Origin of the sequence: Streptomyces sp. NPDC048275, assembly GCF_040652275.1 — a bacterium.
In the GTDB taxonomy this organism is placed as follows: Bacteria; Actinomycetota; Actinomycetes; order Streptomycetales; family Streptomycetaceae; genus Streptomyces.
Map to the genome: position 1 here is coordinate 24374 of NZ_JBEZLR010000074.1, position 24538 is coordinate 48911.

General features: G+C 69.4%; 17 protein-coding genes and 1 pseudogene. 7 read left to right on the forward strand and 11 right to left on the reverse strand.

Annotation, left to right across the window (positions count from 1 at the left end; genetic code table 11):
• The first annotated feature begins 99 nt into the window (after positions 1-99).
• The 5 genes from AB0D57_RS33305 (at position 100) to AB0D57_RS33325 (ending at position 11318) form a co-directional block, all read left to right on the forward strand.
• Positions 100-1764: a glycoside hydrolase family 13 protein gene (locus AB0D57_RS33305; RefSeq protein WP_362081657.1), complete on the forward strand. Its 1665-nt coding sequence runs from the start codon at positions 100-102 to the stop codon at positions 1762-1764.
• Positions 1765-2254: 490 nt separating this feature from the next.
• On the forward strand, positions 2255-3577 hold the full coding sequence (locus tag AB0D57_RS33310) for an alpha-amylase family protein (RefSeq protein WP_362081708.1): 1323 nt from the start codon (positions 2255-2257) through the stop codon (positions 3575-3577).
• A gap of 204 nt (positions 3578-3781) precedes the next feature.
• Entirely contained in the window at positions 3782-9205 is a 5424-nt protein-coding gene (pulA, locus tag AB0D57_RS33315; RefSeq protein ID WP_362081660.1) for a pullulanase-type alpha-1,6-glucosidase, read from the forward strand.
• 74 nt (positions 9206-9279) lie between these two features.
• Positions 9280-10899: a fused response regulator/phosphatase gene (locus AB0D57_RS33320; RefSeq protein WP_362081663.1), complete on the forward strand. Its 1620-nt coding sequence runs from the start codon at positions 9280-9282 to the stop codon at positions 10897-10899.
• Positions 10900-10964: 65 nt separating this feature from the next.
• Positions 10965-11318: an isomerase gene (locus AB0D57_RS33325; RefSeq protein WP_362081666.1), complete on the forward strand. Its 354-nt coding sequence runs from the start codon at positions 10965-10967 to the stop codon at positions 11316-11318.
• Between the two features lie 232 nt (positions 11319-11550).
• Here the strand turns inward: AB0D57_RS33325 and AB0D57_RS33330 are convergent, their stop codons facing one another.
• The 4 genes and pseudogenes from AB0D57_RS33330 to AB0D57_RS33345 form a co-directional block, all read right to left on the reverse strand.
• A complete protein-coding gene (locus tag AB0D57_RS33330) occupies positions 11551-12246 on the reverse strand; it encodes a TetR/AcrR family transcriptional regulator (protein WP_362081669.1) in 696 nt (231 codons plus the stop codon).
• Between the two features lie 57 nt (positions 12247-12303).
• Positions 12304-12596, reverse strand: a pseudogene (locus AB0D57_RS33335) (2Fe-2S iron-sulfur cluster-binding protein); the annotation flags it as partial.
• Between the two features lie 53 nt (positions 12597-12649).
• Positions 12650-14569 (reverse strand): hypothetical protein, encoded by a 1920-nt coding sequence (locus tag AB0D57_RS33340; RefSeq protein ID WP_362081672.1) that lies wholly within the window; start codon positions 14567-14569, stop codon positions 12650-12652.
• Positions 14570-14617: 48 nt separating this feature from the next.
• Entirely contained in the window at positions 14618-15124 is a 507-nt protein-coding gene (locus AB0D57_RS33345) for a tetratricopeptide repeat protein (RefSeq protein ID WP_362081675.1), read from the reverse strand.
• A 146-nt stretch (positions 15125-15270) separates the two neighbouring features.
• Between AB0D57_RS33345 and AB0D57_RS33350 the strand changes: the two genes are divergently transcribed.
• Positions 15271-15738: a hypothetical protein gene (locus AB0D57_RS33350; RefSeq protein WP_362081678.1), complete on the forward strand. Its 468-nt coding sequence runs from the start codon at positions 15271-15273 to the stop codon at positions 15736-15738.
• A 109-nt stretch (positions 15739-15847) separates the two neighbouring features.
• Here the strand turns inward: AB0D57_RS33350 and AB0D57_RS33355 are convergent, their stop codons facing one another.
• The 7 genes from AB0D57_RS33355 to AB0D57_RS33385 all read right to left on the reverse strand — a co-directional run bounded on the left by AB0D57_RS33355 (position 15848) and on the right by AB0D57_RS33385 (position 23887).
• A complete protein-coding gene (locus tag AB0D57_RS33355) occupies positions 15848-17428 on the reverse strand; it encodes a DUF1996 domain-containing protein (RefSeq protein ID WP_362081681.1) in 1581 nt (526 codons plus the stop codon).
• A 300-nt stretch (positions 17429-17728) separates the two neighbouring features.
• Complete coding sequence (locus AB0D57_RS33360) at positions 17729-18733, reverse strand: NAD-dependent epimerase/dehydratase family protein (RefSeq protein ID WP_362081684.1); 1005 nt, start codon at positions 18731-18733, stop codon at positions 17729-17731.
• 78 nt (positions 18734-18811) lie between these two features.
• On the reverse strand, positions 18812-19384 hold the full coding sequence (locus tag AB0D57_RS33365; protein ID WP_362081687.1) for a winged helix-turn-helix domain-containing protein: 573 nt from the start codon (positions 19382-19384) through the stop codon (positions 18812-18814).
• A 435-nt stretch (positions 19385-19819) separates the two neighbouring features.
• On the reverse strand, positions 19820-20980 hold the full coding sequence (locus AB0D57_RS33370) for a transposase (protein WP_362081690.1): 1161 nt from the start codon (positions 20978-20980) through the stop codon (positions 19820-19822).
• Between the two features lie 300 nt (positions 20981-21280).
• The gene (glnII, locus tag AB0D57_RS33375; protein ID WP_362081693.1) at positions 21281-22309 is read right to left on the reverse strand and encodes a glutamine synthetase; all 1029 of its coding nucleotides are present in this window, start codon (positions 22307-22309) and stop codon (positions 21281-21283) included.
• Between the two features lie 417 nt (positions 22310-22726).
• Complete coding sequence (locus tag AB0D57_RS33380; protein ID WP_362081696.1) at positions 22727-23395, reverse strand: hypothetical protein; 669 nt, start codon at positions 23393-23395, stop codon at positions 22727-22729.
• A gap of 132 nt (positions 23396-23527) precedes the next feature.
• Complete coding sequence (locus tag AB0D57_RS33385) at positions 23528-23887, reverse strand: arsenate reductase family protein (RefSeq protein WP_362081699.1); 360 nt, start codon at positions 23885-23887, stop codon at positions 23528-23530.
• Positions 23888-24109: 222 nt separating this feature from the next.
• Here AB0D57_RS33385 and AB0D57_RS33390 point away from each other — a divergent pair, with 222 nt between their 5' ends.
• Positions 24110-24418: a hypothetical protein gene (locus AB0D57_RS33390; RefSeq protein WP_362081702.1), complete on the forward strand. Its 309-nt coding sequence runs from the start codon at positions 24110-24112 to the stop codon at positions 24416-24418.
• The last annotated feature ends 120 nt before the right edge of the window (positions 24419-24538 follow it).

Below are 24538 nucleotides of genomic sequence, written 5' to 3' on the forward strand. Positions count from 1 at the left end.
GTGACCATCCGACCCCGCTGTCACCGCGGCCGCCTCGTCCCGTTGTCCCGACATATACGCCCATGACCCGAACCCCGTTACGCACGCATCAAGGACGCCATGAGCCAGCACTCCGCCGACCAGGCCCCGACCTCCGCCCTCGCCACCGTCGCCGTACACCGCGACTGGTGGCGCGACGCGGTGATCTACCAGGTCTATCCGCGCAGCTTCGCCGACAGCAACGGTGACGGCATGGGCGACCTGGAGGGTGTACGTTCCAGACTTCCGTACCTGCGCGACCTCGGCGTGGACGCCGTGTGGCTGAGCCCCTTCTACGCCTCGCCGCAGGCCGACGCCGGCTACGACGTGGCGGACTACCGGGCCGTCGACCCCATGTTCGGCAATCTGCTGGACGCCGACGCCCTGATCCGCGACGCCCACGGGCTGGGCCTGCGGATCATCGTCGACCTCGTCCCCAACCACTCCTCCGACCAGTACGAGTGGTTCAAGCGTGCCCTCGCGGAGGGGCCGGGTTCCCCCCTCCGCGAGCGCTACCACTTCCGGCCCGGCAAGGGCGAGAACGGCGAACTGCCGCCCAACGACTGGGAGTCCATCTTCGGCGGCCCCGCCTGGACGCGTGTGCCGGACGGTGAGTGGTACCTGCATCTCTTCGCGCCCGAGCAGCCCGACTTCAACTGGGAACACCCGGCCGTCGGCGACGAGTTCCGCTCCATCCTGCGGTTCTGGCTCGACATGGGCGTCGACGGCTTCCGTATTGACGTGGCGCACGGACTGGTGAAGGCGGAGGGCCTGCCGGACCTGGGATCCCACGAGCAGCTGAAGCTGCTGGGCAACGATGTCATGCCGTTCTTCGACCAGGACGGCGTGCACGACGTCTACCGGCAGTGGCGCACGATCCTCGACGAGTACTCGGGCGAGCGCATCTTCGTCGCCGAGGCGTGGACCCCGACCGTCGAGCGCACCGCCAACTACGTGCGCCCCGACGAGCTGCACCAGGCGTTCAACTTCCAGTACCTGGGCACTCATTGGGACGCGGCCGAGCTGCGCTCCTGTATCGACCGCACGCTGGACGCCATGCGCCCGGTCGATGCCCCCGCCACCTGGGTGCTGTCCAACCACGACGTGACCCGGCACTCCACGCGCTTCGCCAACGAGCCCGGGCTCGGCACCCAGATCCGCACCGCGGGCGACCGCGAGCTGGGCCTGCGCCGGGCACGGGCCGCGACCCTGCTGATGCTGGCGCTGCCCGGCTCCGCGTACGTCTACCAGGGCGAGGAGCTCGGCCTGCCGGACGTCGTGGACCTGCCGGACGAGGTGCGCCAGGACCCCGCCTACTTCCGGGGTGCGGGCCAGGACGGCTTCCGCGACGGCTGCCGGGTGCCGATCCCGTGGACGCGCGAGGGCTCGTCGTACGGCTTCGGAAGCGGTGGCAGCTGGCTGCCGCAGCCGCCGTCCTGGGCCGAGCTGAGCGTCGAGGCGCAGACGGGCGTCGCCGGCTCCACCCTGGAGCTGTACCGCACGGCGCTGGCCACCCGCCGTTCCCAGCCCGACCTCGGCGCGGGCGACTCCGTCGAGTGGCTGCGCGTCCCCGAGGGCGTACTGGCCTTCCGCCGCGGCGAGTTCGTCTGCGTCGCGAACACCGGCGCCAAATCGGTCACGATTCCGGCGTACGGCCGCGTGCTGCTCGCCAGCGGTGAGATCACCGAGGCGGACGGCGAGGCGAAGGTACCGGCGGACACCACGGTGTGGTTCACGACGGCCTGACGACGCCGCTCAACAAGGGCCCGCTTCGGCGGGCCCTCTGCCGTTGACAAAAGATCTGATTCCCGCTGCTACCCGGAGGCGGACTGGGCTTCACGCAACCGCCTCCGGCCTTCGCCGGGACTCGACGCCGTGGAGCGTGCGCGCGTGCTTCTCTGGCTTGGTCGGAGTGCTCGACAACCGCCTCGGCTCGACCTCGGACAACAAGCGGTGAGCGTGGGTCGGTTGAGAAGGGCACATCAAGAGACGGTGTGAAAATTCTTGCTGTGCCTTTCAAGACCCTTGCTGTAAAGCTTTCGTCGGCGGTACGTTCTCGCCGGCGCCCGGCAACGAAGCCGCGGCCGCGGCGCAGCGGGGGTCCGAACTGAGCCGCAAGCGCAAGGAGTTCACGCCTGTGATATCGAAATGGCCGGCGCCACCGAAGCGCCGCACCGCGCATGCCGGACGGGTCGCGACCGTCACCGTGACCGCGCTCGCCGCGGCGGCGGCCGTCATGACCCCCGGCTCCACGGCCTACGCCTCCCCGCCCGGCAGCAAGGACGTCACCGCGGTGATGTTCGAGTGGAGTTTCGCCTCCGTCGCCAAGGAGTGCACCAACACCCTCGGCCCCGCCGGCTACGGCTACGTCCAGGTCTCCCCGCCCGCCGAGCACATCCAGGGCTCGCAGTGGTGGACTTCGTATCAGCCCGTCAGCTACAAGATCGCCGGTCGGCTCGGTGACGCGACCGCCTTCCAGAACATGGTCAACACCTGCCACGCGGCCGGTGTGAAAGTCGTCGCCGACACCGTCATCAACCACATGTCTGCGGGCAGCGGTACCGGCACCGGAGGCTCGTCGTACACGAAGTACAACTACCCCGGCGTGTACTCCTCCTACGACTTCGACGACTGCACGGCGACGATCAGCGACTACACCAACCGCACCAACGTCCAGAACTGCGAACTCGTCGGCCTCGCCGACCTGGACACGGGCGAGGAGTACGTCCGCGCGACGATCGCCGGCTACATGAACACCCTCCTCGGTTACGGCGTCGACGGCTTCCGCATCGACGCGGCCAAGCACATCCCGGCGGCCGACCTCGCCAACATCAAGTCCCGGCTGAGCAACACATCGGTGTACTGGAAGCAGGAGGTCATCTACGGCAGCGGAGAGGCCGTACAGCCCACCGAGTACACGGGCAACGGGGATGTGCAGGAGTTCCGCTACGCGTACGACCTCAAGCGTGTCTTCAACAACGAGAACCTCGCCTATCTGAAGAACTACGGCGAGGGCTGGGGGTACATGAGCAGCGGGGTGTCCGGCGTCTTCGTCGACAACCACGACACCGAGCGCAACGGCTCCACCCTCAACTACAAGGACGGCGCCAACTACACCCTGGCGAACGTCTTCATGCTCGCCTACCCCTACGGCGCCCCGGACATCAACTCCGCCTACGAGTGGTCGGACACGGACGCCGGTCCACCCAACGGCGGTACGGTCAACGCTTGTTGGCAGGACGGCTGGAAGTGCCAGCACGCCTGGCCGGAGATCCTCCGCATGGTCGCCTTCCGCAACGCGACCCGCGGTGAGTCGATGACCGACTGGTGGGACAACGGCGCCGACGCGATCGCCTTCGGGCGGGGCGCCAAGGGCTACGTCGCCATCAATCACGAGTCGAGCATCCTGAGCCGCACCTACCAGACGTCCCTCGCGGCCGGCACGTACTGCAACGTGCAGAACAACACGACTGTGACGGTGAACAGTTCGGGCCAGTTCACGGCGACGCTCGGCACGAACACGGCGCTGGCGATCTACTCGGGCAAGTCCAGCTGCTGAGTGGTCTCAGAAGAGGGCCCGTTCACCGATCCCCTGGTGAACGGGCCCTCTTCGCTGCGGTACGTGAAAGTTCTTGCATCGGTTTCAAGACTCTTGCTGTAAGCCTTGCGTAAGCGATACGGTCACGCCGGCGCCCGGCAAAGAAGCCGAGCCGCGGCGTGGGGTCGGACCCGAATGAGCCGTAATCGCAAGGAGTTCAGGCCTGTGATACCGAGATGGTCGGCGCCCTGGGCGCACCGCACCCCCCATCACACCGCGCGGCGCGGACGGATCGCGGCCGTCGCCGTGGCTGCCCTCGCCGCGACACTCGTCCAGCCCCTCGCGGCTCGCGCCGCGACCCCGCCCGCGCCCCCGTCCGACGCGGCCCTCGCCAAGACGGCCGCCCGCAACGACGCGACCCGCGAGCAGTTCTACTTCGTCCTCCCGGACCGCTTCGCCAACGGCGACAGCTCCAACGACGAGGGCGGCCTGACCGGTTCACGTCTGTCGACCGGCTACGATCCCACCGACAAGGGCTTCTACCAGGGCGGCGACCTCAAGGGCCTGACGAAGAAGCTCGACTACATCAAGGGCCTCGGCACCACCGCCATCTGGATGGCGCCGATCTTCAAGAACCAGCCCGTACAGGGCACCGGCGACGACGCCTCGGCCGGCTACCACGGCTACTGGATCACCGACTTCACCCAGGTCGACCCGCACTTCGGCACCAACAAGGACCTGGAGAGGCTGATCTCCAAGGCCCACGCCAAGGGCATGAAGGTCTTCTTCGACGTCATCACCAATCACACCGCCGACGTCGTCGACTACGAGGAGAAGTCCTACGGCTACCTCTCCAAGGGCGCCTTCCCGTATCTGACGAAGGACGGCGAGCCCTTCGACGACGCGGACTACGCCGACGGTTCACAGGACTTCCCCGAGGTCGACGCCGACTCCTTCCCGCGCACGCCGACCGTGACCGCCGCGAAGCAGAACACCAAGGTGCCGTCCTGGCTCAACGACACGACGATGTACCACAACCGTGGCGACTCCACCTTCGCCGGGGAAAGCTCCGAGAACGGCGACTTCTCCGGCCTCGACGACCTGTGGACCGAGCGTCCCGAGGTCGTCAGCGGCATGGAGAAGATCTACGAGAAGTGGGTTCGGGACTTCGACATCGACGGCTTCCGGATCGACACCGTGAAGCACGTGAACATGGAGTTCTGGACGCAGTGGGCCACCGCTCTCGACGCGTACGCGAAGAAGCGGGGCCGTGACGACTTCTTCATGTTCGGTGAGGTGTACTCCGCCGACACGTCGATCACTTCGCCGTACGTCACCGAGGGCCGTCTCGACTCCACGCTCGACTTCCCCTTCCAGGAAGCGGCCCGCCAGTACGCCTCCCAGGGCGGCAGCGCGCAGAAACTGGCCTCGGTCTTCGGCGACGACTACAAGTACACGACCGACAAGGCCAACGCCTACGAGCAGGTCACCTTCCTCGGCAACCACGACATGGGCCGCATCGGGTACTTCCTGAACCAGGACAACCCGAACGCGACCGATGCCGAGCTGGTGAAGAAGGACAAGCTCGCCAACGAGCTGATGTTCCTCAGCCGCGGCAACCCGGTCGTCTACTACGGCGACGAGCAGGGCTTCACCGGCGCGGGCGGAGACAAGGACGCCCGCCAGACGATGTTCGCCTCCAAGACCGCCGACTATCTCGACGACGACGAGCTCGGCACCGACCGCACCCACGCGAGCGACGCGTACGACGCGAGTGCACCGCTCTACCAGCAGATCAGTGCTCTCTCGAAGCTCCGCAAGGACAACCCCGCCCTCGCGGACGGTGTGCAGACCGAGCGGTACGCCGCCGACGGCGCCGGTGTCTACGCCTTCTCCCGTACGGACGCGGCCACCGGCACCGAGTACGTCGTCGCCGTGAACAACGCCGGCGAGGCGAAGACGGCGACCTTCGCCACGGGTTCGGCGGACATGACGTTCCGCGGGATCTACGGCACCCGGGCCACCGTCACCAGCGGCACCGACAACAAGGTCACCGTCACCGTCCCGGCCGGTTCCTCGGTCGTCCTCAAGGCGGCGGGCAAGCTCGGCGCACCCGCCTCGAAGCCGACGCTCACCCTGAAGGCTCCGGACGCGGGCGCCACCGGCACCGTCGAGCTCTCCGCCGACGTCGCCGGCGGTCAGCTCGACCGAGTCGTCTTCGCCGCCCAGGTCGGCAACGCCAAGTGGCGGACGCTCGGCTCGGCCGACCACGCCCCGTACAAGGTCACCCAGGCCATCGGCAAGGACGTACCGGCCAAAACCGCCTTGCGTTACAAGGCAGTTGTCATCGATTCGGCCGGACGCGCATCGAGCACCACGGCCACCTCGGTCACGGGCACCCCGCCCGCCGAAGAGGTCCCGACGGCGTCCTCGCGCGACTACGCGATCGTCCACTACAAGCGCACCGACGGCGACTACACCGACTGGCGACTCTACGCCTGGGGCGACCTCGCCGACGGTGAGTCGACGACCTGGCCCGAGGGCCACGACTTCATCGGCCGCGACGCCTACGGGGCCTTCGCGTACGTCAAGTTGAAGCCGGGTGCCTCCAGCGTCGGCTATCTGGTGATCGACAAGGACGGCAACAAGGACGTCTCCGCCGACCGCACCATCGACGTCACACAGACCGGCGAGATCTGGGTCGAGCAGGGCAAGGAAACCGTCCTCACGGAGAAGCCCGATTACCCGGCGCAGGACAAGACGAAGGCGGTCCTGCACTACCACCGTGCCGATGGCGACTACGACGGCTGGGGACTGCACGTCTGGACGGGCGCCGCGACGCCCACGGACTGGTCGAAGCCCCTGGAGCCGGTGAAGACTGACGCCTATGGCGCTGTCTACGAGGTGCCGCTCACCGAGGGTGCCACCAGCCTCAGTTACATCCTCCACAAGGGCGACGAGAAGGACCTCCCCACCGACCAGTCGCTCGACCTCTCGGCGAACGGCCACGAGGTGTGGCTGTTGAACGGCCAGGAGAAGTACCTGCTCCCGCAGCCGGCGGGCAGCGCGGCCGCGCTCGACCTGACCACGTCCAAGGCGGTCTGGATCGACCGGAACACGGTCGCCTGGAACGGTTCCGACGCGGCCGTGTCCACGCAGCTGCTCTCCTCGCGCGACGGCTCGATCGCGGTGAAGGACGGCGCGCTGACCGGGGACGCCAAGTGGCTCCGCCTGTCCAGGTCCGCCCTCACCGACGCCCAGAAGGCCGCTTTCCCGCACCTCAAGGACTACACAGCCTGGACCGTCGACCCGCGTGACCGGGACAGGGTCCGTGAAGCGCTGAACGGTCAGATCGTCGCCTCGCAGCGCGCCGTGAACGGAGCGGTGCTCGCGGCGACGGGCGTTCAGATCGCCGGCGTACTGGACGATCTGTACGACGCGACGAAGGCGGACCTCGGCCCGACCTTCCGAGGCGGCCGTCCCACGCTTGCCGTCTGGGCGCCCACCGCGCAGAGCGTCTCGCTGGACCTCGACGGTTCCGCGGTCAGGATGAAGCGGGACGACACCACCGGCGTCTGGTCCGTCACCGGCAAGAAGTCCTGGGCGAACAAGCCCTACCGGTACGTCGTCAAGGTGTGGGCGCCGACCGTACAGAAGGTCGTCACCAACACGGTCACCGACCCGTACTCGGTGGCCCTGACCGCCGACTCCCAGCAGAGCCTCGTCGTCGACCTGGACGCCAAGTCCCTTGCCCCGAGCGGCTGGTCGACCCTCAAGAAGCCCGAGGCGGTGGCGCTGAAGGACGCCCAGATACAGGAGCTTCACGTCCGGGACTTCTCGGTGGCGGACTCCACGGCCGAGCACCCGGGCACGTACCTCGCCTTCACCGACAAGGACAGCGACGGCTCGAAGCACCTTCAGGAACTGGCCAAGTCCGGTACGTCGTACGTGCACTTGCTGCCCGCCTTCGACATCGCCACCATCCCCGAGAAGAAGTCCGACCAGGCGACCATCGACTGCGACCTCGCCTCCTACCCGGCCGACTCCGACAAACAGCAGGAGTGCGTGGCGAAGATCGCCGCGAAGGACGCCTACAACTGGGGCTACGACCCGTACCACTACACCGTTCCGGAGGGTTCGTACGCGACCGACCCGGACGGCACGGACCGTACGGTCGAGTTCCGCGAGATGGTCAAGTCGCTGAACGAGGACGGCCTGCGGGTCGTCATGGACGTGGTCTACAACCACACCGCCGCCAGCGGCCAGGCCGACACGAGCGTGCTCGACAAGGTCGTCCCCGGCTACTACCAGCGGCTCCTCGCCGACGGCAGTGTCGCCAACTCCACCTGCTGCGCCAACACGGCGACCGAGAACGCCATGATGGGCAAACTGGTGGTGGACTCGATCGTCACCTGGGCCAAGGAGTACAAGGTCGACGGCTTCCGCTTCGACCTCATGGGGCACCACCCCAAGGCCAACATCCTCGCGGTCAGGAAGGCCCTCGACGCGCTCACCCTGGCCAAGGACGGCGTCGACGGGAAGAAGATCATCCTGTACGGCGAGGGCTGGAACTTCGGCGAGGTCGCCGACGACGCCCGCTTTGTGCAGGCCACCCAGAAGAACATGGCGGGCACCGGGATCGCGACCTTCTCCGACCGGGCGCGGGACGCCGTACGCGGTGGCGGCCCCTTCGACGCGGACCCGGGCGTCCAGGGCTTCGCTTCCGGTCTCTACACCGACCCCAACTCCTCGACGGAGAACGGCACGTCGGCCGAGCAGAGGGCCCGTCTGCTGCACTACCAGGACCTCATCAAGGTCGGCCTCAGCGGCAATCTCGCCCGCTACCGCTTCACCGACACCGACGGCAAGGAGGTCAAGGGCTCCGAGGTCGACTACAACGGACAGCCGGCCGGTTACGCGGACGCGCCCGGTGACGCCCTCGCGTACGCCGACGCGCACGACAACGAGTCGCTGTTCGACGCGCTCACCTACAAGCTGCCCGCCACGACGAGCGCCGACGACCGGGCGCGGATGCAGGTGCTGGCCATGGCGACGGCCACCCTCTCGCAGGGCCCCGCCCTCTCCCAGGCGGGTTCCGACCTGCTGCGCTCCAAGTCCCTGGACCGCAACTCGTACGACAGCGGAGACTGGTTCAACGCCATCCACTGGGACTGCCGGGACGGCAACGGCTTCGGCCGCGGGCTGCCACCGGCGGCCGACAACGCGTCCAAGTGGCCCTATGCCACACCCCTGTTGAGCTCGGTAATGGTCGGCTGCGAGCAGATCGAGGGTAGCTCGGCCGCGTACCAGGACCTGCAGCGGATCCGTACGACCGAGAGCGTCTTCTCGCTCTCCACGGCCGACCAGGTGCAGTCCGAGCTCTCCTTCCCGTTGTCCGGGAAGGACGAGACGCCCGGAGTGATCACGATGGAGCTCGGCGACCGCGGCGATCTCGTCGTAGTCTTCAACGCGACGCCCGAGCGGCAGAAGCAGTCCGTGAGCGACCTGGCCGGGACGGCGTACGCCCTCCACCCGGTGCAGGCGGCGGGCGCGGACCCGGTCGTCAAGTCCTCGTCGTACGAGGCGACATCGGGCACCTTCGCCGTTCCGGCCCGCAGCGTCGCGGTGTTCTCCCGGTCGGCGCGGTAGCGGGTTAACGTGGTGGGGCGGGCCCGAAAGTGCGGGGGCCCGCCCCACCTCCCGTGCCCCGAGGGGCTGTTCACATGGACGGCAACGGCAAGGACACCGACTCCACCGTGCTCGTGGTCGACGACACGGCGGCCGGCCGCTACGCCATGGCCGCCGTACTGCGCCTCGCCGGGCACGAGGTCGTCCCGGTGGCGGGCGCCGGTGAGGCGCTCCGGGAGCTCGACGCACGGATGCGCGCGGGCACCCTGCCCGACGTGGCGCTGGTCGACGTCGGACTGCCCGACATGGACGGCTTCGAACTCTGCCGCCGGCTCAAGGAGCAGCCGCCCCTGGCGGCCCTGCCGGTCGTGCACTTCTCCGACGCCGCCACCCCCTCCGCCGGGGCCACCTACCGTTGCCGGGGTCTCGAAGCGGGTGGCGAGGCATATCTGACGGTGCCCGCCGAGCCGGAGGAGATCCGGGCGGTCGTGCGGGCGGCGGTGCGCGCGGCGCGGGCGCGCTCGGGTGCCGAGGCGCTCGCACGGCAGCTGACCCTGCTCTCCGAGACGATCGTGGCCGTGCAGACGGCGGGCTCGCTGCGGGACCTCGCCGAGGCGGCGGCCGAGGGCACCGCGCGACTCAGCGGGGGGCCCGCCGCCGTCTTCGTCCTCGGCGAGGAGGGCGAGCTGGTGTGCGGGACGGCGCGCTGCCGTGCCCGCTCCTGGCTGCCGGACCTGGGCGCGCACCAGGCCGTGGCCCGGCTGATCGCCCGGATCATGGGGGGCCGCACCGCGCTGCGCGCCACCGTCGTCCCCGACCCGCTGTGGCCGGCCGGGTTGTTCCGGGCGGGTCGCCCCGACGACGCCCGCCTGGTGCTGGCCCGCACCCCGGACGGCACGGCGTCGGTGTGCCTGGCCACCCCGGCGTACGACAGGACGGTGGAGCCCGAGACCCACACCCTGGTGGCCCGGCTCGCCCAGGCCGCCGCACTCGCCGCGGAGCCGCTGCGCAGGTACCAGATGGAGCGCCGGGTCGCGCTGACCCTGCAGCACAGCTTCCTGCCCAAGACGTTGCCGGAGCTGCCGGGCGTGGAGGTCGTGGTCCGCTATGTGCCGGCCTCGCGGCAGGCCGAGATCGGCGGCGACTTCTACGCGGCGCAGCGCACCTCACGCGGCGTGCTCACCGCGGTCGGCGACGTCGTCGGGCACTCCCTGGACGCGGCCACCGTCATGGTCGAGCTCCGGCACGCGCTGCGCGCCTACTGCGTCGAGGACCCCGACCCCGGCGTGCTGGCCCGGCGGCTCGACCGGATGCTCCGCCACCACCACCCCGAGGTCACCGCCACCGTCTGCCTGGCGCTGGTCGACCCGGACACCGGGCATACGTGGATCGCCAACGCGGGCCACCTCCCGCCGCTGCTCGTCGACGACGCGGGCAACGCCGAGTACGCGAAGGCCGCGGGGCCGCTGCTGGGCCTCGGCCTGGACCGGCAGCCGCCCGTCGAGCTGACCCTTGCCCGCACGGACCGGCTCCTCATGGTCACCGACGGGCTCATCGAGACCCGCGGCACGGACCTCGCCGTATCCCTGGAGCAACTGCGCACCGCCGCGGCAGCCGCCCCGCCCGGCACCGCCGCACTCTGCGACACACTGCTCGACCGCTTCGGACACGACCGGGACGACGACATCGCGCTGCTCGCGCTGCGGCTGGGGTGAGCGCTACGGCTAGGGGTGAGCGCTGCGGCTAGGGTGATCGAAAGACCCCTGGAACAGGAGTGCGCATGCCGAACATCACCGTCGAGCGTTCCCCGGCGCTCGACCACGTCGACTGGAACGGGTTCGCCCTCGCGCTGCACCCGGTGATCGTCGAGACGGCGGCCGCACGGATCGAGGCGTGCAAGACGCGGGTCCTGCGCACCGAGGACGAGGTGGTGGGAGCTGACGCGGACAGGCACGCCATCGTGAACGTCTCGCTCGCCCTGCTGGCCGGCCGGAGCGACGAGACCAAGGCGAAGCTCACCGAGGCCGTACTGGAGCTGCTGCGCAAGTACGTCGAGCCCGTCGACGGACTCACGCTGCACATGTCCGCCGAGGTACGCGATCTCGACCCGTCGTACCGGAAGGTCGTGGCGTAGCCCCTGCAACTAGGACCTGTCCGGTCGATCACGGTGGAGGAAAGCAGCGGCGCCTGTCCGACGCCGGTGAGCGGGGTGTGGTGCGTGCAGCTGCAAGGCGGAGGAGGGCGTCGACGCGATGGGGGTCCCCCCGCTCGAGCGAAGCCGAGAGTGGGGGAGTCGGCAACCGACGACAACGCCGCAGATGTACGTGCCACACCCCGCGTCTCCGCCGTGATCGACCGGACAGGTCCTAGGCGGGTGAGGCCAGCGAGATCAGCCGGACGGCGAGGTCGGTGAACGGCCCGTCGCCCGGCTCGCCCTGGAGTGCCTCACGCAGCAGCGCGCTCAACTCCTCGTCGTGCGCGGCGCTCACCGCCGCCAGCGCCGCGAAGTCGTGCACGAGCTGCACCTCCAGCTCGGCGCGCGGAATCCGCCGCCCGTCCAGCCAGATCAGCGCCGTCGATTCGACGAGCGATATCCATGAGCGGATCACCAACTCGAGCCGGGCGGGCGGATCCTCGACCTTCAGATGGGAGAGGATCTGGATGTACGCGGCCTGCCGCACCGCGTCGACGAGCGCGTTGGTCGTCGACGAGCCGACCGCCGGGCCGCCGCGCATCAGCGCCGAGAAACCGGGCCCGTGGTCGTCCACGAAGTCGAAGAACCGGCGCATGACCCGCAGCAGCCGTGACCCGAGCGGTCCCTCCCGCGGTTCCACGAACCGACTCGCGAGGTCGTCCGCCGCCCGCCGCAACGCCGCCTCGTACAGGCTGAGTTTGCCGGGAAAGTAGTGGTAGACCAGCGGTCGCGAGATCCCCGCGGCCGAGGCTATCTCGTCGATCGAGACCTCGTCGGGCGAGCGTCGGCTGAAGAGGTCGAGGGCGACGCCGATCAGCTGCTGCCGCCGTTCCTCGACACCCATCCTGCGGCGTACCCCGGTTGTCATGCGAACACCTTACCGATCGCAGCCGATCCGGAACGGACCGATCCGGGCCGCGATCGTTCACATGTCCAGCACGATTCGCTCACCGCGCGCCCGCGATACACAGATCAGCATCGAATCGGCACGCTCCGCATCGGTCAGAGCTCGTCCCGGTGCTCGATCTCCCCTTCCAGTACCCGCTGTTGGCAGGTCCCGCAGAATCCCTGCGCGCAGGAGTACATGGTGTTCGGCAGTTCCGCGCGTACGGCGGCGAGCACCGTGGAGTCGGCGACGGTCACCGTCCGTCCGCTGCGGCACAGTTCGACCTCGAAGGCACTGTTGCCCTCGGCCGAGGTGTGAGGGGTGAAGCGCTCCACGCCCCACTTGTTGATGCGATCGTCAGCTAGCCGGACCCAGGACCCAGGCCCTAACGCAGCCCTGTGATCTCCCGCCCGTCCGTCAGGCTCCCCTTCAGCCCCGCCTGCGCTCCCTGCTCGGTCCGTACGGCGAGCAGGGTGCCCTGCGCGGATCCGCTGACTCCGCCCGTCGCGTTGATCGACGCCGTGTCCTTGCTGCCGGCCGCGAGGAGATACCAGGCCCCCGCGCCCGACTTCCACAGCACGCCCGCCAGCACGTGGGGGTCGCGTGAGCCGCACGCGGGCGAGTTCTCGGCCTTCGCGGCGATCGCCCCGTACGCCCCGTCCGGTGTGTGGAACTGCGCCAGGACGCGCGTGCCGCCGCCCCGCCAGGTGTCGGCCCGCGTGCACACCCACGTGGCCGTGCCGCTCGCGTCGGGCAGCGGCTGCTGCGCGTACTGCCAGGCGTTCACGGACCGCACCCCCTCGGAGCGCACGGCGGCCAGCGAGCAGGCGTACGGCGCCCAGTCCCGCAACGCGGCCGTGCCGGCGGCCTCGTGCGGAGTGGAGGGACGGCCCGTGGTGAGGTGCGCCGGGATCAGCTCGCCGAGGTCGGTCGACAGGCGGGTGCCGGAGGCGTCGGTCAGTTGCAGCACGTTCCACGAGGTGCAGTCGCCGGTCCGCTGGACCGGGCTGGCCAGCGGGGCGGTGACACCGTCGGGCGAGCGGTCCAGGCCCATCGTGCCGGCGGTCGGCGTCCTCAGATCGCGCTCGGCGGCCTTGGTCACCCAGGGGGCGGTCAGATAGCGGACGTTGCCGTCGGTCCGGTTGAGGAGGACCGCGCCGGCCTCGGCCATGGTGGCACCGTCGGCCCGGGCGAAGTCGAGCGCCGCGCCGCTGGTGCCGTCGCGCGGCTCGGCGTACCGGGCGATGCGCAGCCCGTCGTACAGCAGCACCACGCGCGCCTGGTCCACGTCCCCCGCGTACAGCAGCTGCGGCGGTCCGGGCGGGGCGCCCTCCTGGGTGCCGGGTGTCGCGGAGACCTGTACGGACTTGCCGGGCCGGGCCCAGACGGAGAGCGCGCGGTGCAGCAGCGCGGTGTCCTGGGTGAGGTTCCCGCGGGCGGGCCACACGGAGAAGTCGGTGCGCGAGGACGCCCGCCAGACCGTTGGGGCGACCCGCGTCAGCTTCCCGGGGTTCAGGGCGGCTTGGGCGGCCGGGTTTCGCGCGGAGGAGGGCGCGGCGGCGCCGTCGGGTCCCCAGCCGCCGCCGGGCAGCGCGAACAGCGCACCGCAGACGGTGAGCGCAGCCCCGGCGGCGAGGGCGGCCTTCAGGTGCTGCCTGCGCCGGATCAGGTCGGTGGGCCGGGCGTGCAGCGAACAGGGGTCGAACTCGGGGGAGTGGAGCAGCGATTCCTGCGCCTCGACACCACCGGCCTCCGTGAGCGCCGCGCCCGGGTCCTCGGCCCCCGCCGCCGTCAGCACCTTGTGCACGTCGGCGTCGGAGAGCTTCTCCATGCTCCGCAGTACATACGCGGCGCGGGCGGGGCCGGAGAGCGCGGAAAGCCGCTGGTCCAGGGCGAGTTCGTCGGCGCCGCCGGAGCGCGGGAAGAGCCTCAGACCCCACACCTGGGGCAGCAGCGGCGGCAGCTGGGAGCGGGTCGGCCACGCCCTGCGCCGCAGTGGGAGGCCGGCCTCCAGCGCCGTACGCACGACGTGCAGGCGTACGAGGGCGTAGCCCGGGTCGCTGTCGCGGCCGGTGGCCTGGGCCGGGATCGGGGACGTGGACGTACGTCCTCGGGGGAGCGCGCGCTGGGTGAGGGCGTGCGCGGTCAGCACCCGTCGGTTGCGGCCGAGGCTCGGCGGCAGCACCAGATAGGCGAGCCGGACGAGCCGCGGGTAGTGCTCGACGAGCGCGGCCTCGGCCTGCTCGACGTCGACGACCGGTCCTGAGGGGGGTGCGGGGCGTGGGGCTACATCCTGTGACTGCACGTTCAGCAGAACGAGCGAATCCGTGGATGGTCACTTGCCTCCGGGGGGTTACGCCTGGGGCTCCACGAGCAGTCGCGCGTAACGTGCCATCGACCGCTGGTAGCGAGGCAGATGGGGAGCGAGGGCGCCGATCACCAGGGACAGGCCCTCGCGTTCGCGGCCCAGGTCGGCCAGGCAGAGCGCGAGGCAGGCGCGTACGGCATCGTCCAACTCATCGGACGCGGCGTCGAGTTCGGGGGTGAGGAGCTTGACGCCCTCCTCGGCCTGCCCGAGGTTCCGCAGCGAGCTGGCGAGTTGGATCTTGGTGCGTCGGCCGCGGTAGCCGTCGAGTCCGCGGGTCAGTGCCTCCTGGTACAGCGGCACGGCGCGGTCCGAGCGGCCCGTCGAATCCCAGGCGCAGGCCCGCTCGAACGGCCCGAGCGGGCTGTCCGCGGGCAGCTCGGCGACCAGTCCGTCGATGACCGCGCGGAATTCCGCCGCGGCCGCCTCCGTCTCGTCGTAGTCGTCGAACGTGGCCCAGGCCGCCGCCGTACGCTCTTCCCAGTCTTCGTTCACGGCCCCACTCTCGCACGCCCGGGTGCGGCTCGGCCGGTCGTTTTGGCCGGTCGATTGAGCGCTGGGCGCGCGGGAGCCGTATCGAAGGCCAGGGCCCTCGCCGGGGCTCTCCACGGCGTGGGCGCCGACAGGTACCGGAGGAACGTATGAGGTTGACACGCGAGAAGCTGAGCGGCCGCGGCCTTGCGGTCGTGGCGGCCGTGGCGCTGTTGGGGCTGACCGGCTGCGGCGGGGCGGACGAGGGCGGCACGGCCGACGAGGTCCCGGCCACGGCGACCGGCAGCCTGGAGGATCTGGCGGCCGAGGTGAAGTGCAAGCCGGACATCCAGACGGACGCCGACGAGATCCGCCAGGGCGTCTGCAAGATCAGCAACGGCAAGTTCATCCTGGCCACCTTCGCCACCGACCGCGGCCAGCGCGAGTGGCTCAATGAGGCCAAGGACTACGGCGGTTACTACCTCGTCGGCGCCAAGTGGGTCGCCGTCGCCGACCAGAAGATGGTCACGACGCTGCGTGGCCAACTCGGCGGGACCATGGAGGAGGGGAAATCGCACCACGCGGGAAGCAGCGGTGGTGGGGAAACCGGGAGCACGCACTCCGGTCACAGCGGCTGACCGAGCAGGATCCGGGGAAAGCGAAGGCACGCGAGGCAAAGCGAAGGCCGGCGGTGGGAGATCCCACCGCCGGCCTTCTCAGTGCCGTGCTAGCTCTTCAGCAGAGCTCCTACTGGCACTTCTTGCCGGTGTTGATGCACTTGACCATCTTGTTCATCACGTTCTCGTCGAAGACGTTGATGAAGTCGTCGTGGTCGGTGCTCGCCTTGTGCAGCTGCTCCGGGAAGCCGTCCACCGCGTAGGCGTTGGTCACCGCGCCGTTCTCGAGGGTCGGGGCGGCGAAGTTGTAGATCAGGCGCATCGTCAGCTGCGGGATCGCCTTGAAGCCGTTGGCGCAGTTGCCCTGGGCGTCGGCGAAGGCCACATGCGTACGGTGGTTGGCGCTGTCGATGTTCTGACCGTCCCAGCAGCTCTGGAAGGCGAAGCTGCGCACCACGTTGCTGCCCTGGGGGCAGATCGGGTACTGCTCCGTCAGCTGCACCTTGTTCTCGAAGCCGGTGCAGCTCCAGTGGGCGTTGGCGTTGCCGAGACCGTTGGTCAGGGTCTTCGCGTCACCGGTGATGATCCGCAGGAACTTCGGCATCGCGACGACCTTGCTCTTCGCGTTACCGACGAACTTGATCTCAGCCTTCTGGACCTGCTGGATCGCGCCGACGTTGCCTTCCTTGCCACCGCCGTCGTTGTTCTGGTCGAAGTCCTGCGTACCGTCCTGGATACGCACGACCGGCCAGTAGTACGACGACTTGTCGCCCTGGTTCTGGCAGCTGGTGTCGGCCGCCGCGAACGTGTCGTTGTTGGCGAAGGCGTCGTTCGACTGGTTACCGACGTAGTCGTGCAGGTGGTGCGCGCCGTTGGTGACACCGGGCGCCACGATCACGTTGTCGGTGTTGAAGTTCTTGTTCTCGTTCTGCCCGCAGTTGGACGTGAACGTACCGGTCGAGCCACCGGCACGGGTCCGGGCCTTCTTGGAGACATTCGCCTGGACCGTCGTGATGTCGACGAAGTCCGCGGCGACGGGACCGTTTCCGGCCTGACCGCCGTTGCCGGCGGGCTCGGTCGGGGCCGCGGTGGCCTCGCCGCCGTCGCCGTTCTGGTCATCGCCGTTCTGGTCATCGCCGTTTTGGTCATCGCCGTTTTGGTCGTCGCCGTTTTGGCCGCCGTTGTTCTGACCGCCATTGTTCTGCCCGCCGTTGTTCTGGCCACCACCAGCGTTGGTCTGGTTCGTGGTGGCGCCGGTGCAGGTGGCGAGGGTGTCCAGCGAGTCCGGTGCGGTGCCGCCGACGCGGCTGATCTCCAGCTGGATCCGGTCGATGATCACCGCACGGTTGTTCTTGAGCGGGCCGAGCACGGCGTTCTGGACGAAACTGGCGTCCCGGGCCTGTGCGTCCCGCGTGGTGGCCAGGCGCTGGTACGAGTCGGTGATCTGCTGGTCGAGCGTGGCGAGTTCGCCGTCGACTTCCTTACGGGCCTGGTTGGGCACGCTGGTGAGCTTCTGACCGACATCGGGGCAGCTGATGGTGGCTACCTGAGAGGCGGCGGCCTTCGTCGTGTTCGGGCTCGAGTTGGTCTCGTGTGCCGATGCGTAGAAATTCGCCCAGACAAGCCCGCCCCCGCCGATCGCTAGGGCTGCCGACGCGGCAATGGCGCGAACGGCCAGCGGCGAACGTCGTTTACGTGTGTTGCGTCCCATGGAACTCCTCTGACTTCCTTGCGGGGCAGCGAGGCGCCCGACAGGAGTGAAGCGGCTCCATTTCATACGCACGGGGCTCCTGGGGTGTTCAGAAACCTCGGAAAATCTTAGAAGTTCATGAGGTCATTTCCGGCACAATGGGCCCAGAAGCCCACGTTTTCCCGGGAGTTGATCTCCGAATTCAGGTTTGAACAAAATTCAGTGACATCTCGGTGGTATCGAATGGTATCCGCTGAACCACCGTCAGTGATCGTCCTGATCTTGATAAGCGACGGTGTTGGAGGTGAGGTTGGCGCACCGTCAGGGGCGCGTGCGGAGGAGCTTCGCCTCCGCCTCCGGGGCCAGCCCCACCGCGGGCCGGTCGACGCGTCGGGGAGCCACCCCGCCAAGCCCCCGCAGCCAGCCCCAGGTGTCGGAGACCGTCTCCGACACCGTCCGGCATCGAAGCCCGGCCCCCACCGCCCGGGAGACATCCGCCCCGTACAGCGCGTCATACATGTCACTCCCCGCAGGCACCCACACCGGCAGCTGCGTCCACGGCTGAATCCCCGCCCCCAGAATCACCTCGGGCTCGGTCCAACGCAGCTCCGCCCTGCCCCCGGTCACCCGGACACACGCGTCGAGCAGCGTCCCCATCGTCGTATGCCCCCGCGGAGCGACCAGGTTGTAGGCCCCGCCCAGCTCCCGCTCCACCGCTCCGAGAACCCACTCGGCGAGATCGCGGACATCGACGTACTGGACGGGAAGATCGCGCGGACCGGGGGCGAGGACGGGACCGCCACGGGCGATCCGGGTCAGCCACCACGGCAGCCGGCCGATGTTCTCGTACGGCCCGAGGATCAGCCCGCACCGCACGAGCAACGCGCGTTCCGCGCCGAAGGCGGAGACGGCGGCCAACTCGCCGCCCAGCTTGTCCCGCGCGTATTCGGTCCGCTCCGCGTCCGCGGACGCCCCTTCCACGAGCGGGGCGTCCTCGGTGTACCCGGCGGGCGGAGCCCACGCGTACACGGAACAGCTCGACACGTACACATACCGCCCGCCCCGGTCGACCAGCAGCCGCGCCGTGTCGCGGATGGCCCGCGGCGCCCCCGACCAGGTGTCGACCACGACATCCCACTCGCCGTCGCTCTCGGCGAGCGCCGCGAGCCCGTCCATGGCGGTCCGGTCACCCAGCAATGACCGCACCCCGGCAGGGGGTTCGTGCCGACCGCGGTGGAAGACGGTCACGTCCCAGCCGCGGCCGAGCGCCGCCTCCACGATCGCGCGTCCCACGAACTCCGTACCGCCCAGCATCAGAAGCCTCATACCGGCGACTCTGCACGGACCGCCCGCCGGACGGAAAGGGAATCTGCTGACAGGAGATCTACGGTCCGTGGGTTACGGTCAACGCCCGGTCAGCGGCGTGTACTTGTACCCGACCCGCCGCACCGTCTGGATCGCCTGACGGTGCTGCGCGCCGAGCTTGCGCCGCAGTCGCGCGATGTGGACGTCGACGGTCCGACCGTCGCCCACGTGCCCGTAGCCCCACACGGTCGTGACCAACTGGTCCCGGCTGTGCACCCGGTTCGGGTGCGCGACCAGATGCGCGAGCAGTTCGAACTCCAGGTAGGTGAGGTCGAGCGGCCGTCCGTCGACCTCGACGGTGCGCTGCACGGCGTCGACGCGGACGAGCGGGTTGTCGTCGGCGGCGGACGGCATCGGCTCGGGCCGGTCCGGCACGGCGACCGGCAGCACGGGCTGTTGGTCGGCCGGTACGAGGACCAGATAGCCGATCATCGGCGGCTGGCCCGGCAGCACGGGCAGGGTGTGCGCAGGGGCGGGCAGCCAAGTGGAGCCCGGCGGCAGGAGGTCCGCGACATCGACCACCTCGTCCCGGTCGACGGCACGCAGTCGATGCCGTGCCGAACCGGTGGACGGAGCCGTCGCGGCGGAGGAGAAGGAACGAGTGTTCGCCATGAGAGGTCAGCTCTTTCGCGCGAGAAGTTCGTCGGGGAGCTCGACGACCGTGAGTTCGTGGTCTCGATGGTCGAGGACGTACGTCGTGCGCGCTGGCCGAAGGCCGGGGGTGTACGGCTTTAGAGGGCCGGCGCGTTCATCGCGCGGCAACACACCCGGTCGAAGTCATGGTGCTGACGGGAAGGCCAGAAGGGCTCGAGGTCGGGGCGACCTGTCGCGGTGTACTTCTGGAAGCTGGCCATGTCCCCATTGAAGCAGAAGCGGGAGCCGGGCAGGAGCCTCCGCTCCCGGGTTCTCACGGGACGGACGCTCTTGGCGTCACCTTCTCGGCCGTGAACGGCCGAGCTTGTACGGCTCGGCGTTGTTCACACCTTGTCGCGCTCCCGACTGTCCGCTACGACGGGACGGTCAGGGGTCGCATCTCCCGCCTTCCGGCTACACCGGGGGCGGGACGGGCATGGTGACGAATACCCACGCCGAGCGTGCGCGGTCGCGCACGTTGACCCCGGCGACGACGTCGGCGGGCCCGGCGAGGCCGCACCGACGACAGCTGAAATGGTCCCGGGTGGGCCGGTTGGCCCGCCCGGTGTGCCCGCAGCGCGGGCAGCGCTGCGAGGTGTAGGCCGCATCCACTTCCAGGAACGGCACCCCGGCCCGGCGGGCCTTGTAGGCAAGGTGCTGTCCGAGCTGGTGGAACGGCCAGGAGGAGAGCGTGCCCCGCCGGTCGCGGCGTAGCCGTACCCGCTCACGGATCCCGTCCAGTTCCTCGACGGCGATTCCGCGACCGGTGCGTTGCGCAACGGACACAATCTCTTTGGAGATCACGTGGTTCAGGTGGGTGGCATGGCGCTGTTCCCTGCGCTTGCGGCGGGAAAGTCGCCGCCGGGCGGAACGGGTCTTCTTCTTCTTCTGCAGTTCGCCGCGTTTACGGGCCTGCCACCTGCGGTAGCGCGACAGGCGGCGGCCCTGGTAGTTGGTCCCGTCAGACGTGGTCGCAAGGTTGGCGATGCCGCGGTCCACCCCGATCCAGTCCACCGGCTCGGACATTGCGGCGTCGGGGATCTCGCAGGTCGCGATCAAAAACCACTTCCCGCCCCGCCGGATGAGGTCGCTCTCGCCGCGCCGGTACTGGACCAGGGTCTTGAGCTGGTCGGGGTGGCCGGTGTAGCGGATCCCCTTCATCCGCCCGTCCACCGTCCAGAGGGAGACGGTGCGCGCGTCGTGCTGCCATGACAGGCAGCGGTCGTCGAACGGCTGGGCCGCTTCCGGCCGGAAGGCGATCGGCGTACCGACCGCCTTGCGATACCGCCGGGAGGTCGAGGGCCCCAGATTCCCGGCGCGCAGGTTGGCCCGCAGGGTGGCGTAGGCGTCGACCACCTTCTTCACCGCCCGCACCGCCGGCTGCGCGGACAGCCCGAAGGTCGCCTTCAGGTCCGCGTACACCTCCTTCTGCAGACCGTTGCGGTCCCTCAGGTCTCGGTCGAAGGCGATGGTGGAGGCATGGGTGGCGGCCCTGTTGCAGGCGCGCAGGGTCGCCTCCAGTGCCGACGCCTGCACAGGCGTCGGCAGCAGCTTCACCTGCACCACCAGCTTCACAACCCCGGACCGTAGTACGACCACCGCACACACGGCCGCCCGATGCCCGGACATCACCACTGCCAGTGACCTGCAGGGCGGTTGTTCGTATTGCCTGGCTCCGCCAGGCAGCCGTGCGGGCGCCCCGCGCCCGACGACGAGTGCAGATGCGGCGACGCTCCGCGTCGCAGCCACGGGAGGCGATTCCTCCCCGGCGTGAACGCCGGGGCATCCTCGCCAGAATCAGGTGAAATTGACGGCGCACAAGCGGAGAGGGCGCCCACCGGGATGGTGAGCGCCCTCTCGACGAAGTGCGGGGGATCAGACCTGTCCGGCCTTCTCCAGCGCGGAGCAGCAGGTGTCGACGATCAGCCGCGTCACGACGTACGGGTCGACGTTCGCGTTCGGGCGGCGGTCCTCGATGTAGCCCTTGCCGTCCTTCTCGACCTGCCACGGGATACGGACCGAGGCACCGCGGTTGGAGACGCCGTACGAGTACTCGTTCCACGGGGCGGTCTCGTGCAGGCCCGTCAGGCGGTCGTCGATGCCGGCGCCGTAGTTCTTGACGTGGTCGAGCGGCTTCGAGCCCTCGCCCAGCGACTCGCACGCCGTGATGATCGCGTCGTAACCCTCGCGCATCGCCTTCGTGGAGAAGTTGGTGTGCGCGCCCGCGCCGTTCCAGTCGCCCTTGACCGGCTTGGGGTCGAGGGTCGCGGAGACGCCGAAGTCCTCGGCGGTGCGGTAGAGCAGCCAGCGGGCCACCCACAGCTGGTCCGAGACCTCGAGCGGCGCCAGCGGGCCGACCTGGAACTCCCACTGGCCCGGCATGACCTCTGCGTTGATGCCGGAGATGCCCAGACCCGCCGTGAGGCAGTTCTCGAGGTGCGCCTCGACGACGTCACGGCCGAAGATCTCGTCCGAGCCGACACCGCAGTAGTAGCCGCCCTGCGCGGCCGGGAAGCCGCCCTCGGGGAAGCCGAGCGGGCGCGCGCCCTTGAAGAAGGTGTACTCCTGCTCGATGCCGAAGATCGACTCCTGCGCGCCGAACTTCTCCGCGACCTCGGCCAGCGCGGCACGGGTGTTGGACTCGTGCGGCGTCATGTCGATGTTCAGGACCTCGCACATGACGAGGACGTCGTCGCCGCCGCGGATCGGGTCCGGGTAGGTGGCGACCGGCTTGAGTACGCGGTCGGAGGCGTGACCCTCGGCCTGGTTCGTGGACGACCCGTCGAAGCCCCAGATCGGCAGCTCGGCACCCTTGGCTGAGTCCGCCAGTATCTTCGTCTTCGAACGGAGCTTGGCCGTCGGCTCGGTGCCGTCGATCCAGATGTACTCAGCCTTGAAGGTCACGGGCCACATCCTTCGGGGTGGGTCTTTGGGCGCACTGCGGGTGCTGCGGCGCTGCGGCACTGGGGCGCCGCGGTAATGCCCGGCAGCTTGTCAACAGGCGGTTTCCCGATCATTGCTCGAATGTGAACCCCGTGTTACCTGATGCCTCTGTGCTGCGGCTCACTCGCCGAGAGCGATTCGCGACCGCTATGGGCGGGCCGCTCCCGGGGCCCGGGCGCGTCGGCGTCCATGCACCGTCAACGTCCCGCCGCGGGTGCGGCGGCTCGTATGCGATGGGTTTGCGGGCGCGCAGCTGTGGGGGAGCTGTCGATGCCGAGGCGGTGGTCCTGCCGCTCGTGGCCGCGAGCGGCAGGATCCGCGAGCGCGTGCCGGGTGGCCGCCCGGCACGCGGACATCCTCAGCGGTCGTAGTGGCTGATCACCCCACCTTCTCGATCAGTGCCCTGCGGATCAGGAACTTGCCGGGCTCCCGTACCTGCTCGAACGCCGCGTTGTTCAACAGGGCGCAGCTGCCGGAGACCGACGTGACCTGCACGGTCGTCGACTTGTTGTTGTCCAGGTTGGTGACCTTGAGCGTCGTTCCGGCCGGGAACTGGTTGCTGGACGCGGCCGGGGCGCCGCCCTCGCCGGAGAGGGTGACGGTCGAGCCGACGCAGACCTGCGAGCCGGTGGCGCCGTCGCCACCGGCGCCCTGGGTGGGTGCGGTGGTCTGCTCTTCCGCGGGCGGGGTGGTCTGCTGCGCGGGTGCGGTCGCCGCCGGCTGCGTGGCTTGGGAGTCCTGAGCCGACTCCCCGACCGTGCAGCCCGACGCCTCCTGCTGGACCTTGATCTGTGCGATGACGGCCTCGCGATTGGCGATCCGGGCGTCCGATTGGGCGTCGGGGTTGGCCCGCTGCCCGTCGATGAACGTCTGGTTGTTGCCGAGCGCGGTGGCCAGCCCCTGGCAGACCGTCGAGTTGGCCGCGTTCTGTACCGGGGCCGCGTTGGACGTGGCCGCCATGGCGAAGGCGCCGCCCCCGGCCACGGCCGCCGCGCTGACCAGCAGCGCGATCTTCTTCTTGGGGCTGAGAGTTCTCCTGCGCGACATGCGGGCCTCCTGTCCCCGGCCGCCTCTGTCGGCGTCCGGATGTGATCCGTACGCCGCTATGTACGAGATGCCGAACGGGGTCGCTCAACGGCTCACGCGAGTCACTGGAGTGACCTGGGTCACATGGGGTGTCTAACGGGACAAGGCGTCCCGTACCGCCTCCTCGGTGCGGGCCACGACGGCCGTCCCGTCGTCGGCGGTGATGATCGGCCGCTGGATGAGCTTCGGATGCTCGGACAGCGCCTTGATCCACCGTTCCCGTGAACTGCCGTCCCGCGCCCACGACTTCACTCCGAGGTCCTGGGCGGCGGCCTCCTGGGTCCGGGTGATGTCCCAGGGTTCGAGCCCCAGCCGGTCCAGTACGTCCCGGATCTCGTCCTCGGTGGGTACGTCCTCCAGGTAGCGGCGCACGGTGTAGTCAGCGCCTTCCGCGTCGAGCAGGCTGATGGCGCCGCGGCACTTCGAACAGGCCGGATTGATCCAGATCTCCATGCCGTACATGGTACGAGCCCGAGCGGTGCTGTTCGAATTCCGGCTGTCCCACGCGCACCTCGCGAACCAGGTGTGACGCAATGGCAATTCCCTTTCCCACCTGGCCGTTTGGCGGGACTTCGGGCTCCCTGGATGTCAGTGGCAGCCAGTAAACTGGAAGCAGTGTTCGAGGGTGTCGCCGGGAGGTCCGGACGGCGCCCTGACCGCGACAGGAGGATGCCCGTGCCCGCTGCCGCACTGAAGCCGCTGCCTACCCAGTCCACGTCGAAGAGGGCGGTCCTGATGGACCTGCCGTACGAGCCCGTGGAGAAGCGCCCGCTGCCGCCGGGGCGTGCGCGTGAGTGGTACGTCACGCACAACCGTCGGCTCAAGGCGATGCGCCTCGCGATCGCTCTGCTCGACTCCGGTGTCTATGTGCCGAATCAGGCCCGCAACGAGAAGATACGCAGCACCGCGGAACTCATCGGTGTCCATCCGCCGTCGGACACCACGTGCCACATGGTGCGGGCGTTGATGCGTTACTCGCGCTGAGCGCGGGGTCGGTGCCGGGGGCGGCGGGGGCGGGTTTCTTCACGCCGTCGGGTGTCCGGTCGGGCCTGGACGGTCCGATGCCCACCACGATCACTCTGGTCGGGGTGGGGCGGTGCCGTC